A 13,357-nucleotide genomic window follows, 5' to 3' on the forward strand; every position below is an offset into this window, starting at 1 on the left:
GAGCCCGCCTGCATGAACAGGCGAGCTCTTATCGGATTGCGCTTGCAACAGCGGCTTCAAAAACCTCAGGCCAGATGCCTTAACTCGCGCAAAGCTACCGACACTGGCGCCAGGTCCGGCCCCTGCGCGCTGATCGTGCTGAGCAAGCTGGTCAACCTGTCTATGGCTGCGCCATGCTGGGCGCGCCAGTTGCCGATTTCTTCCTGGCGTGACAGGAGGCCACGGGTGATCTGGCTGGCGATGGAATACACGTCATCACGTGCACTGCCACGCGCCTGGGTCTGCCACAGGGTATCTGTCGGCAGGCGATTGATCTGGTTGCGCCAGCCGGTCAGACCGAGCTCGTCATCAATGCCAAAGTAAGCGCGGGCCACCTGTTCCAGCGCACTATTGGTGCTTTGCGCCAGATCCACCAGATCAAGCGCCGGGAAGATGTATTCCAGTGCCGTCAGGTTTTGTGCCAGGGTCGCCTCTACGCCGGCCTGTGACAATGCCTCTGCTTCTTTTTGCCAGCTGGCACGGGCGTTGGCTGGCAACCAGTCATCGAGTTGCCAGCGCAGCTCGCGAGCAGCCGGTTGATAGCGTTGTATCAGTGTAGGCAAGTCAGTGCTTTGCGAGCGTATGCGCAACATCCAGCGTGACGCCCGTTGGGCAATCGCGATCAGCTTGGACAGGAGATCGAGCTGTAATTTGGAATCGACCACATAATCAAGCGCATCGATCTGATCCCACAAGGCTTCCAGGTCAAAAATCTCGCGCGCCAGGGTGAAGGCACGTATGACGTCAGCCGCCGTGGCGCCCGCTTCGGATGCAATGAAATTGACGAAGGTTGCACCGGCACGATTGACCACCGTATTGGTGATGAAGGTGGCGATAATTTCACGCTTAAGAGGGTGATGGGCAATTGCTTCAGCAAAACGCTCGGACAGTACCTGCGGGAAATACGCCTTGAGTGCACGGCTGAAGAAAGGATCATCAGGCAGATTGCTGGCAACCAGTTCATCGAACACCGACATCTTGGCATAAGCCAGCACCACCGCACCTTCTGGTGCAGTCAGACCCTGCTTCAAGGCTTTGCGGTGGAAAATTTCATCATCGCTGGGCAGATATTCAATGGCGCGGTTCAACCGGCCCTGCTTTTCCAGTGACTGCATCAGGCGCTGCTGGCCATCAAGTACGTACAAGGGTCTGTGGGCGGCAATATCTAGCGCCTGACTCTGGTAGTAATTATCGGTTAGCACCAGGTGACCAACCTCATCGGTCATCGACGCCAGCAGGTCATTGCGCTGTTTAAGTGTCAGGTCACCAGCTTCAACGATGCCGCCAAGCAGGATTTTGATATTGACTTCATGGTCAGAACAATCAACACCGGCAGAATTATCAATCGCGTCGGTATAGATGCGGCCGCCTTTTTGCGCAAACTCTATGCGGCCATTCTGGGTACAGCCAAGATTACCGCCTTCAGCCAGCACCTTGCAACGCAATTCATTGCCATTGACGCGGAAGGCGTCACCAGCCTTGTCACCGACCTGGGCATGGGTTTCAAAGGTAGCCTTGACGTAGGTGCCTATGCCACCGTTATAGAGCAGATCAACCGGTGCCTGCAATACGGCGCGCAATAATTCCACCGGTGTCAGTTCGGCGGTTTCTATGCCGAGTACAGCGCGTGCTTCAGGGCTCAGGCTGATGGATTTTGCACTGCGCGGGTAGACACCGCCGCCGGCAGAAATCAGGCTCTTGTCATAATCATCCCAGCTTGAGCGCGGCAGATTGAACAGGCGCTGGCGTTCGGCAAATGAAGTGGCGACATCGGGGGACGGATCAATGAAGATATGCCTGTGGTCAAATGCGGCGACCAGTTTGATATGCTGCGACAGCAGCATGCCATTGCCAAATACGTCACCCGACATGTCGCCAATGCCGGCTACCGTGAATGCGGTATTTTGCGTATTCACTCCCAGCGAACGGAAGTTACGTTTGACAGACTCCCACGCACCACGGGCAGTAATGCCCATTTTCTTGTGGTCGTAACCGACCGAGCCGCCAGAAGCAAAGGCATCACCAAGCCAGAAGCCATAGTCTGCAGAAACGCCATTGGCAATATCAGAAAAAGTCGCAGTGCCCTTGTCCGCTGCCACCACCAGATAAGGATCGTCGGCATCATGACGTATCACTTTTTGCGGTGGCACCACAACACCTTTGACGATGTTATCGGTGATATCAAGCAAGCCGGACAGGAATATCTTGTAGCAGGCCACACCTTCGGCCTGATAGGCTTCGCGTTCGGTGGCTGGCGGTGCATTTTTCAACACAAAACCACCTTTGGAGCCGACCGGTACGATGACGGTATTCTTGACCTGCTGGGCTTTCACCAGGCCAAGGATTTCCGTACGGAAGTCTTCGCGCCTGTCTGACCAGCGCAAGCCGCCACGGGCCACCTTGCCACCGCGCAGATGCACGCCCTCTACCCTCGGTGAATACACCCAGATTTCGAACAAAGGCTTGGGTTCTGGCACGCCCGGTACTTCACGCGGATTGAGCTTGAAGCTCATGTAAGGCTTGAACGCACCACTGGCCGTGGTTTGCCACAGATTCGTGCGCAGCGTTGCGACGATGGTGGCGATGAACTGGCGCAGGATGCGGTCTTCATCCAGGCTGGCCACCTGACTCATCTGCGTTTCCAGCTGTTCGCGTATATGCTTTTGGGCAGCATCGCGATCACCGACATAGTCGGGCTTGAAGCGGGCGCCGAACAGTTCCGCAATCAGCTGGGTGATGGCAGCATTCTTGTTCAGGGCCGCTTCTATGTAGTTCTGGCTATAGGCAAACCCAAGTTGCTTGAAGTAACGCGAACAGGCACGCAACACGGCAATGGAACGTGCATCGAGGGTTGTACTCAGGACCAGGCGATTCAGGTCATCGCTTTCGACTTCACCACCCCAGGCTTGCGAGAACAGTGCTTCAAAGCGCAATTTGACGGCAGACAGATCGGTCGCGACCGGCAATTGCAAACCAAGATCATGTATCCACAAGGTGTCTGCACCACTGACGATCTGGTAAGGATGCTCGTCCAGCACCCTGGCACCCATGTGTTCCAGGACCGGCAAGGAGTCTGACAGTGCCACCTTGGCAGTATTGTAAATCTTGAAGCGCAACATGCCGGGGCCGGCATCAAGCGGACGATACAGCTTGACCATCATCGGCGCTGCCGCATTGAGACCCGACAGCATCTCGGCATCTTCAGCGCCAACCAGGGCAGAAAAATCTTCGCGATATGCAGTTGGGAAGGCAGAGGCAAAACGGTTGGCCAGGCTCAGGCCAATACCTTCGCCGTGAGAGCGCAGCAATTCTGTGGTGCAGTCATCTTCCCAGCGTTGCGACAGCTTGGCGATACGCGCTTCCAGCAAAGTCAGGTTAACATTTTGTGGCGTCAGGTCTTTTGCCCTGACCAGGTAGTGAATGCGCGCCAGCGGACTGTCAGTCAGCATGGGCGTAAATTCTATCGACTGCCCATTCAGGGCTATCATCAATTCATTGCCGATCTTGATGCGCAACTCGGTGTTGTAGCGGTCACGCGGTACGAATATCTGCGCCGAAGTAAAGCGGCCAAAAGGATCGCGACGCAGGAACACACGGGTGCGCTGACGCTCCTGCAGACGCAGGATGCCGATGGCATGATCCATCAGGGTGGCGGTATCAATCTGGAATAATTCGTCACGCGGGTAATCATCAAGGATGGCTTGCAGGGACTTGGCTGCATGACTCTCTGGCACCACGCCGGAATTGTTCATGACATCCGCGACACGCTGGCGCACCTGCGGGATATTGCCGACAGGCTCGGAATAGGCTGTCGAAGTGTAGAGACCCAAAAAGCGCGATTCACCGATCACATTGCCAGCATCATCAAAACGCTTGACAGCGATATAGTCGAGCCAGGCCGGTCTGTGCACGGTAGCACGCGTCATGGCCTTGGTGACCATCACCATCTCGGTCGAGTCCATCAGGGCAACGACTTCCGGTGGCAGATGGGTCTCTGCAGTCTTGACCGGGCCGCGCAAGATCCCCAGACCTGACTCGGGCAGGGCAACCAGGCTGACATTGTCGCCATCACGCTTGAGGTCATAGTCACGCGCACCAAGGAAGGTGAAATGCCGGTCTTCCAGCCATTGCAGAAAAGCACCGGCTTCGTCACGTTTTTCCGGTGCCCGTGCATATTTTTCACAGGCGTTGCGTACTTCCCTGACCCTGGTCAGCATGGGTTGCCAGTCAACGACTGCACCACGCACATCGGACAAGACACTCTTTAAATCTTCAACCAGTGCCTGCTGCGCCGCCTGGTCAACGATGCGGTCACATTCCACCAGGATTAATGACTCGACCGGGTCGCCGCGACCAGCAGCCTTCGCAGCGGCGACCGTACTGACCGAGGTGACACCGCCGTCGGCGTCACGCGCCACGCTCATCAGCGGATGGACTATCCAGTGTGCGGTACGGCCACTGCGGTTGATCGCCATCGTTACCGAATCCACCAGGAAAGGCATATTGTCATTGACGATCTGCACGACGGTATGGTCGCTCACGAAGCCGTCTTCTGACAGGGTAGGGTTGAAAACCCTGATCTTGGGTGTATTCGCAGCGCGTGGAGCATCCAGCAAACGCCAGTGCGCATTAGCCTGGGCGAACAGGGTTGCCGGACCACGGGCGCTGATTTCGTCCGGGTCAGTATTTTCAAAATAGGCAGTGATGAATGAACCCTGGCGCTCGCTTGCCGGGCCGGTATGCGCTTGCGCGTAAGCAATCAGCTCAGCGAAGTGGGAAATGGTCATACGTTCTCCTTCTGATGTGAAGATAACGAGAGATAAAGGTGCAGTAGAAACGCACTGATTTAGTAAGTATCCTCTATTATGCAAGAGGAAACAAATGGCTTTTCTGTGACAAAGGAAGAGAATATTTGCTGGCGATCATGCCGGATATGGCAAACAGCTGCCGGGCAACCCCAAGTAAGGCGTATTTGCACAAACTTGCGCAAACATGCTGGCAAAATGCAGGAATCATTGCGTCCCCCCTCAATAACGGTTTTTTGCTTTTCCACAAACAAAACCACACAACTCATAGGAACAGGCAGCAACAGTTTTTTATCGCTGCGCCGCAACAATCTATCGGTGCATGCGATCAAAACGCACCGGCTGCATGAACCAGGCGACTATTGATGCCAGCAACAGGAGCGCCGCCAGCCAGGCCAGGTTGCGCCACAAATGGCTGGTTTTTTTTATAATCTCAAAGCTGTCAATGAACACGGTTTCGCAAGCGCCGTTACCGGTATCGGTACGTGTTATGCTGGTGCCCCGCTTGAAGGCAAAACCGTGATTATGTGAATATTCGGACAAGCGACCACGGAAATGAATCTGGTCACCGATTTCCACCTTTTTCATGATTTTTGCCAGCTCTGCCTTGTCTGTCAGCAAATGGTTGTTCGACAGCGCCGTCGGGTCAAATGCCGCATAGGCTTGGGCCGAATTTGCCTGCACATAGCAGGTAAACTGACCGCTGGAATAAGTCAGGTCGAGATAAGCGGAATTGCGCACATTGCTCCCCCAGACCACACAAAGATCGACAACGTTGAGGTGGTCATTAGCTTCACGATGCAGGTAATCAAGCCAGCTATCGGCATTGTGTTTGCTGACGACCAGTCCCACCAGGTCATAGTCATACAAGGGCTGGACTTTGTAATTGACGCCACCAACAATGGTTGCAAATGCTGACTGGCTGATCTGGGTCTGTACAGGTTCATTCAATAGTTCGCTGGCAAGTTCACCGGGCTGTGGTAAGGCATCACGCCGCCAGAATGCCAGCAACAACAGGCAAAGACTGGACAGCATGAGCAGTTTGATGAAAGTGCGCATCAATCCAGCTTGAGCAGACTGGCGTCATGCAGGGAACAGGCTTGCACTTTGGCGCCAAAGAAGTCGGCCTGCAATTGAAAGGCACGCAAGATTCTTTGTCGGCCAACTTCATCTTCAGGCAGGGAAAACACCACTTTAAGCAAGGGTGTTGCGGTTTTGCCATGTGAGACCGGTATTGTCACTATGTCGTCCGGCAGTGGTGTTGCCACGTCCGCCGGGATCTGCCTGCGCATTTCAGCCAGGATATCGGCTTCGCGAATGATGACGGTATCGTGGGCGCCCTGGAACTTTCTGGCGCTACCGGACGAAGTTTGTACGGCGATGCCACCGGTGATTTCAAACTCCGTGGCCGAGATTCTTTCATAGTGGAAGGCTTGCCAGCCATCCTGGCCAAATTGGCGTTGTGCCACCGTGGCCATGGCAGCCGCAGCCAGGCCACCGGCAGAAATCATCCCCACGGGCAACATTTCAGCCAGGCTGTCCGGCAGGTTTTCAGGGCCACTCAGGTTTGCTTCGGTCATACACCATCTCTAGGTAAAAGGGCCAGTCCTGCATTGTATTCCTGTTCGGGAATATTCTGCAAAACCGGCCCCACCAGGCAAAAGACATTCCGCCCGCTTGCTTTACTTGGCTGTCGCTTCAGCCTCTTTCTTCTCTTCTTCCTTCTTCTCTTCCGGGGTCGGGTCTTTGGGCAAAGGTTTGCGTGGCAGCATGTCGTTGCGATTGGCTGTATGGGCAACAAAGCTGGCCAGAATCATAGACGCCTGCATCAAGTCGTTTTTTTGTACTTTGTCATACACGTCCATACTGGAATGGTGCGTGCGGGTAAAGTAGTCCATGTCATCCTGAATGAACTGGAAACCGGGCACACCGACACGGTCAAAGCTGACATGGTCGGTACTGTCCGTCTTGCGCAAGGTGGTCGTAGTCGCACCTACATCCTGGAAAGGCGCCAGCCAGGCGTCAAAAATCGGTTTCACGGTGGCATTGTTCTCTGCATAGACGCCACGGATTTTGCCGCCGCCATTGTCAAGATTGAAGTAGGCAGAGATTTTGCCGTGCATGGGCTTGATGCTCATAGGACCGGTCTGTTTGCGGGCAAAGACCGGCAATTCCAGTTCCTTGGGGTCAGTCGGTTCGGGCCGCGACGCTATCCATTTGTTGACATAGGCTCGGGAGCCGAGCAGCCCCTGCTCTTCCCCACCCCACAGGGCAATACGTATGGTGCGGCGCGGCTTGAAGCCGGTTACCTTCAGCAGGCGTACCGCTTCCATCACCATGGCGACACCGGCTGCATTGTCGGTTGCACCTGTGCCGCCATGCCATGAATCGAGATGGGCGCCGAGCATGACGATTTCGTCTTTCTTGTCCGTGCCGGGGATTTCTGCCAGGACGTTGACGGCCGCTTCCGGGTCTTCGTCATTGAAGCGGGCTTTCACATCAATTTCCAGTTCCACCGGTTTTTTCTTTTCCACCAGACGGTACAGGCGGTTATAGGTTTCGCTGGCAACGACCAGATTGGGCGGCCCTGTCACTTCATCTTTCTTGTAAGACCCACCTTCCTGCACGAAAATCGTGCCGTCTTCGCCACGCGTCACATTGAGGGCTGCCAGCACTTTTTCTTCCGCCAGAAAAGCACGCAGCTTCTTGCCGAAAGCCAGTTTTTTCAGGTAAGTCTGCAAGTCGCCGCGACGATTCGGTGCTGCTTCAAAATCGATCTTGCTCAATTCATCAAGTTCTTCATGCGAGTAACGATGCGCGTCGGCTTTCATGTGCGGCTTGATGGGCAATGGTTCATCAAGCAGGACGATTGTACCGGCCAGCTTGCCCTTCCATTTGACCAGGTCTTCATCTGCCGTCATCCTGGCAATCACCAGTTTGCCGCGTTGCAGCCCGTCCGTGCCCGGTGTCCAGGCTTTGGGGATCGCGTACAGGTCAACCTGGGCAGGTGTAATCATGCGCAAAGTCGTTTTTTCCAGCGTCCAGCCACGGCCAAACGGGGCAAAGCTTTCGCTGTGGATATTTTGCATGCCCCACTCACTAAATTTGCTTCGACTCCACTCGCCGGCTTTGCGTAGTGCAGGCGAGCCGGTCAGGCGCGGACCAATTTCATCGGTCAGAACAGCAAAAATTTCCTGCGCCTTGGAACGGTTCATGGCTTCATCACGGAGTTTGGTGATGATGTCGAGGTCGACTTTTTCTTCGCCCGTCGTTGCTGAGTAAGCAAGGGGGCCGGTAAAGCTGCCTGTGATAAAGGCAGTACCCAGTAAAACGTGAAGCAAACGCATTAGGTGTCTCCTGTGGGGTCGTCAACGATGGTGGATACGGTTTTTATTGCTGTTTTTGCCAGTTTGGCAGCATTGCTTTGAGTTAAGCATTTATATTTTGTTCCACAGCTTTGCCCCAAGTTACAAATTTTTCCTGAAAGTAAAAGGAAATACATCGAAAAAAATGCAGTAATTACATTTGACTTCAACAAGCATCTGTCTTATTTTACCCATTGGTTAAATAAAAAAGAGCGCATATGTCTCAAGACCCCCTCAGCATGACTTTTGCAGCACTGGCCGACCCTACCCGTCGCGCCATACTGGCCAGACTGGCAACGGGTGAAAGCTCAGTCTTGGAACTGGCTGCGCCATTTGATATCAGTCTGCCAGCCGTCACCAAGCATCTGAAAGTGTTGGAAAAAGCCGGCCTGATCAGCCGCAGCCGCAATGCCCAGTGGCGCCCCTGCCAGTTGCAGGCAAGCCCGCTGAAAGAAGCATCGAACTGGGTAGAGCAGTATCGCCAATTCTGGGAACAAAGCCTGGACAGGCTGGAAATTTACCTTCAAGACTTACAACAGGAGAACAAACATGAGTCCAAATAATCATGCTGACCGTGAAATACTGATCAGCCGTTTGCTCAATGCCCCGCGCGAACTGGTATGGAATACGTTCACCAATCCTGAACACATCGGTCAATGGTGGGGGCCGGATGGTTTCACCACAACCACTGAGGTCATGGATGTACGCCCTGGCGGTATCTGGAAACATGTCATGCACGGGCCAGATGGCACGGATTACCCGAATTACAGTGTGTTTACCGAAGTCACCCGTCCCGAGCGCATCGTCTTCCGGCATGGCGATCATGCCGACAATGTCGACCAGTTCACGGCTACCTGGACCTTTACCGAAGAAAACGGGCAAACCCGCGTGACCATACGCATGCTTTTCCCTACGGCAGATGCCAGAAACATGGTGGTCAGGCAGTATGGGGCAATACAGGGGGGGCACCAGACCCTGGCGCGCCTGGGCGCCCATCTGGCAGACTCAAATACACCAATGGAAGCGACAGGCAGCAAGGATTTTGTCATTTCACGCGTACTGAAAGCACCGCGCAGCCTGGTCTATGCCGCCTTTACCGAGCAGGAGCACATGGCCAGGTGGTGGGGTCCGGCGGGCTGCCAGCTGTTTGGCACCAGCATGGAATTGCGCCCGGGCGGCAGCTACCACTTTGGCATGCGCATGCCTGGCGGTTTCACCATGTGGGGTAAATTCGCTTACCAGCATATCGTTCCCGCAGAGAAACTGATTTTCCTGCACAGCTTTGCCGATGAAGCAGGTAACCTGGCTCGCAATCCCATGGACCCGGACTGGCCACTGGAACTTTCATCGACTTTCAGCTTCGAAGACCATGCCGAAGGTTGTTTGCTGACCATACGCTGGGCTTTGCTGGACAATGCGACAGAAAAAGAAATTGCCACCTTCAATGCAGCACATGCTGACATGAATCAGGGCTGGGCTGGCACCATTGATAAACTGGACATTTATCTGTCAGAAATGCAGGCAGGCTGACTCACCAAAAAGAGTCCAGCCACGCGTTGCAACAGGTGTCGGGACAGATTTTTGTCAGCAATATACCCATCAAGCTGTAGGGAAATTGGTAAGTAAAAGTGAATAACTAGCTAAGCAGGTGGATTCGCGAGTAGAATTCAGCGTCATTTTTTAAATCCTTGTATGCTCTGCATGCACTTTTAATGGTACTTGCTGCACAGTCAGCTCAATATTGAAGGAACTTGTATGTCAATGAAATCCCGTGCAGTTTTGGGTAGTGCGCTTGCCCTGTTGGTACTTAGCGCCTGTAATGATAAAAATGCTGACAAAGCTGCTTCGGCAAGCGCATCCGCATCTGCTTCCGCCACGGCCAGCAGCAGCGAAGTCGCAGCAACCGTGAATGGTACGGCAATCAGCAAGAAGCAACTGGACCAGATCATGCAGCAGCAGGCCGGCCAGGGCATGCCTGACACGCCAGAAACACGCAAGATGGTGATCGACAATCTGGCCATGCAAATCATGGTTGCCAAAGAAGCCGAAACCAAGGGTCTGGATAAAAAACCAGACGTAGTAGACCAGTTGGAAATGTCGCGTCAATCCATATTGGCCAATGCTTACGTCAAGGATTACATCAAGACAGCAACCGTCACTGACGAGGCACTGAAGGCAGAATACGAAGACTTCAAGTCCAAAAACGGCGGCACAGAATACAAGGCACGCCATATCCTGGTGGAAAAAGAAAGCGACGCCAAGGACATCATCGCCAAGATCAAGAAAGATATCAAATCCTTTGAAGGCCTGGCTAAAGCCAAATCCATGGACCCAGGCTCCAAAGCCAATGGCGGCGACCTGGGCTGGTTCAATCCCAAAGGCATGGTGGCAGAATTTGGTGACGCCGTTGCCAAGCTGGAAAAAGGCAAGTTCACTGAAGAACCGGTGAAATCCAACTACGGTTATCATGTCATCCTGCTCGAAGATTCCCGCCCTATGGTCATCCCGCCACTGGAAGAAATCAAGGCCGGCCTGACTCAGCAACTGCAACAGAAAAACCTGAAGAAGATGCTCGATGACATGAAAGCCAAAGCCAAGATAGAAATCAAGGCTGCACCTGCCCCGGCATCTGCCCCTGCAGCCAACGGCACGCCATTGACTCTCACGCCTATTAATCCTGCATCTGCTTCCGCATCTGCATCTGCTTCTGCTGACGCTGCCAAGAAGTAATCACTCCCCCTCAGATAGTCATGCCTGACCTGACTATCTTCCCTGGTCCATGCCATCTGGCATGGACCATACCTGACCTCTCCTGCCACAAATATCCCCGAAAATCATTGCCAAATGATACATTTTCTGGGACACTACTATTGCAAATAAGTTAACCAAAGACCACCGACATTCAGGCGATTCTGCCAGGAAATTTTTTTACTGGAGGCAAGCATGCCCACTCAGACCTTTCCCTTCAATGGCAGTGAACTGGCGCTCGATGCCAGGCCGGACCGGCTTGATATTCGCGATCGCCCATACAACCCCAGGGTGTGCAATATCTTGCCCAGTTTCCCCGATGCCGCATTCATCGACAAATATTTCAGCAAATATTTCAAGGCTGGCATGGTCCTGAATCAAGGTTCGGACGGTGCCTGTACCGGGTTTGGCCTGGCAGCACTGATCAATTACCTGTTCTGGTTGCGTGATGGCAGCGACAAGGAAAGCAGTCCACGCATGATTTACCACCTGGCGCAAATTTATGATGAGTGGCCGGGTGAAGACTATCTGGGTTCCAGTTGTCGCGGCGCCCTGAAAGGCTGGCACAAACACGGCGTGTGCAGCCGCGCGTTATGGCCCTATACCGTCGATAAAAATGACCAGGCCCTGCCATTTGAGGCGCCCAAGCCAGGTTGGCAAACCGACGCGCTGAGCCGTATTCTCGGCACTTACTACCGCATAGACAAAGACTCGGTCACCGACATGCAGGCTGCCATACTGGAAATTGGCGGCATCTATGTATCTTGCAAGATACATCAGGGCTGGGCGCTCAGTGTCAATGATAAAACGAAAAAAACTGCAAACCTGAGCAATCTCGAACAATTGCCTGTAATCCCCTGGACGACCGATATCACCGGCGGACATGCCTTTGCCCTGGTCGGCTATACGGACCAGGGCTTTATCGTGCAAAACTCCTGGGGCAAGGAGTGGGGACTGCAAGGCTTTGCCGTGCTGACCTACGACGACTGGCTGATCAACGGCAGTGATGCCTGGACCGTGTCACTGGGTGCACCAGTTCGTTATGACGATGCACTCAGGCATACGCGCAACCAGAACCAGCTAGCCCCCCAGGCAGACATACCCGGAGCAGGCGCAGTCAAGGTCAGTGGCTCCGCCTTGACACCAGACGCTACCCAGACCCGGGTGAAGACAGGACAACCCAGCCTGAACATGAATCAGGCGTATGGCCTGACGGTCGTCATGGGCAATGACGGCGGCCTGATACAGAGACTGGTGGAGGTTGCCGATGCCGAAGCAACAGTGGAAAAAGTCTTGCTGCAGGCGCCACAAGCCTGGCTGAAGCAGCATGACAAAAACGGCGTGCTGAAACTGGCCCTGTACGCGCATGGTGGCTTGAACAGCGAAGATGCCTCACTCAAGCGTATTGCCGCTTTAGCGCCATATTTCCTGGCAAATGGCATTTACCCTGTATTTATCACCTGGAAGACCGGCCTTGCTGAAACTCTGGGCGATATCCTGAAAGACAAGCTCAGCACCTACCTGCCTGGCGCCGGCTTGTCTGGCGACTGGCTGGACAAGCTCAAGAACCAGACGATGGACGCACTGGACCGCACGGTAGAGAATCTAGCTGAAGCCTTAGGCGGCAAGGCGCAGTGGGTGCAGATGAAGCAGAACGCCGCCATGGCGACAGAAGAGGGGGATCCTGCGCGTGGCTTGTTGACAATAGCAGACCGCCTGCAGGATTTGCAGCAGGCACTTGGCAACAGACTGGAAATTCACCTGATAGGGCATTCTGCCGGTTCCATCGTACATGGGCATTTGCTGAACCTCCTGCGCGAACGAAGCCTGGCCGTCGCCAGTTGCAGCCTGTATGCCCCGGCCTGCACCATTGAGTTTGCTGAAAGCAGTTACCGCCCGGCCATGGAGCAAAACATACTGAAACGAGAAAACTTCCACATCCACCTGATGTCGGATGCGCGCGAACGTGATGACAATGTCGCCGGCATTTATCACAAGTCCCTGCTCTATCTGGTTGCCCGTGCCTTTGAGACTCGCCACAAAACTCCTTTGCTGGGCATGGCAAAAAGCCTTGATGCAGCCAGCTTTAGTGCAGAAGGCAGCCAGGACGATGCCTGGAATCAGGCCTGCATCGCCCGCCTGCAAAGCTGGAACAAGTTTTACTGGGGCAGCAAACAGCCCAGGGATTTTGCTGCAACAGGCGAAGGGCTGAGCGATCAGCAAAAGACCACGCTGCACATCATCAACGACAGCCATGTCAGCACCGGCCCGCGCATGATACCGACAGCCCATGGTTCCTTTGACAATGACGTCAAGGTGGTGTCAGACACACTGGCAAGAATACTAGGGCATGCCAATGCAGATGCACTACAGGTCAAGATAGAAAATCTCGACTATTGA

8 protein-coding genes are annotated in these 13,357 nt (G+C 54.2%); 4 read left to right on the plus strand and 4 right to left on the minus strand.

What is annotated here, in order from left to right; translation table 11 throughout:
• Nucleotides 1-65: 65 nt before the first annotated feature.
• From LZ463_RS03940 to LZ463_RS03955, 4 genes are all read right to left on the minus strand, one after another.
• A complete protein-coding gene (locus LZ463_RS03940) occupies nt 66-4,826 on the minus strand; it encodes an NAD-glutamate dehydrogenase (protein WP_241454040.1) in 4,761 nt (1,586 codons plus the stop codon).
• Nucleotides 4,827-5,156: 330 nt separating this feature from the next.
• Nucleotides 5,157-5,903, minus strand: a complete 747-nt coding sequence (locus LZ463_RS03945) for a hypothetical protein (RefSeq protein ID WP_241454041.1) — start codon at nt 5,901-5,903, stop codon at nt 5,157-5,159.
• Entirely contained in the window at nt 5,903-6,424 is a 522-nt protein-coding gene (locus LZ463_RS03950; protein ID WP_241454042.1) for a hypothetical protein, read from the minus strand. Before LZ463_RS03950 ends, LZ463_RS03945 begins: the two co-directional genes overlap by 1 nt.
• Nucleotides 6,425-6,526: 102 nt before the next feature.
• Entirely contained in the window at nt 6,527-8,191 is a 1,665-nt protein-coding gene (locus LZ463_RS03955) for a M20/M25/M40 family metallo-hydrolase (RefSeq protein ID WP_241454043.1), read from the minus strand.
• A gap of 236 nt (nt 8,192-8,427) precedes the next feature.
• Here LZ463_RS03955 and LZ463_RS03960 point away from each other — a divergent pair, with 236 nt between their 5' ends.
• The 4 genes from LZ463_RS03960 (at nt 8,428) to LZ463_RS03975 (ending at nt 13,357) form a co-directional block, all read left to right on the plus strand.
• The gene (locus LZ463_RS03960) at nt 8,428-8,772 is read left to right on the plus strand and encodes an ArsR/SmtB family transcription factor (RefSeq protein ID WP_241454044.1); all 345 of its coding nucleotides are present in this window, start codon (nt 8,428-8,430) and stop codon (nt 8,770-8,772) included.
• The gene (locus tag LZ463_RS03965; RefSeq protein ID WP_241454048.1) at nt 8,759-9,739 is read left to right on the plus strand and encodes an SRPBCC family protein; all 981 of its coding nucleotides are present in this window, start codon (nt 8,759-8,761) and stop codon (nt 9,737-9,739) included. The genes LZ463_RS03960 and LZ463_RS03965 overlap by 14 nt, the downstream gene beginning before the upstream one ends.
• Before the next feature lie 225 nt (nt 9,740-9,964).
• Nucleotides 9,965-10,939, plus strand: coding sequence for a foldase protein PrsA (locus tag LZ463_RS03970; protein ID WP_241454051.1), 975 nt, complete (start codon nt 9,965-9,967; stop codon nt 10,937-10,939).
• 213 nt (nt 10,940-11,152) lie between these two features.
• Nucleotides 11,153-13,357, plus strand: a complete 2,205-nt coding sequence (locus tag LZ463_RS03975; protein ID WP_241454053.1) for a C1 family peptidase — start codon at nt 11,153-11,155, stop codon at nt 13,355-13,357.

The organism is Undibacterium paludis, from assembly GCF_022568815.1.
In the GTDB taxonomy this organism is placed as follows: Bacteria; Pseudomonadota; Gammaproteobacteria; order Burkholderiales; family Burkholderiaceae_D; genus Undibacterium.

Bases quoted from the DNA above. Each gene is read 5' to 3' on its own strand.
- LZ463_RS03970 (WP_241454051.1), top strand. From the start codon at position 9,965: ATGTCAATGAAATCCCGTGCAGTTTTGGGTAGTGCGCTTGCCCTGTTG.
- LZ463_RS03975 (WP_241454053.1), top strand. From the start codon at position 11,153: ATGCCCACTCAGACCTTTCCCTTCAATGGCAGTGAACTGGCGCTCGAT.
- LZ463_RS03945 (WP_241454041.1), bottom strand. From the start codon at position 5,903: ATGCGCACTTTCATCAAACTGCTCATGCTGTCCAGTCTTTGCCTGTTG.
- LZ463_RS03960 (WP_241454044.1), top strand. From the start codon at position 8,428: ATGTCTCAAGACCCCCTCAGCATGACTTTTGCAGCACTGGCCGACCCT.
- LZ463_RS03955 (WP_241454043.1), bottom strand. From the start codon at position 8,191: ATGCGTTTGCTTCACGTTTTACTGGGTACTGCCTTTATCACAGGCAGC.
- LZ463_RS03950 (WP_241454042.1), bottom strand. From the start codon at position 6,424: ATGACCGAAGCAAACCTGAGTGGCCCTGAAAACCTGCCGGACAGCCTG.
- LZ463_RS03965 (WP_241454048.1), top strand. From the start codon at position 8,759: ATGAGTCCAAATAATCATGCTGACCGTGAAATACTGATCAGCCGTTTG.
- LZ463_RS03940 (WP_241454040.1), bottom strand. From the start codon at position 4,826: ATGACCATTTCCCACTTCGCTGAGCTGATTGCTTACGCGCAAGCGCAT.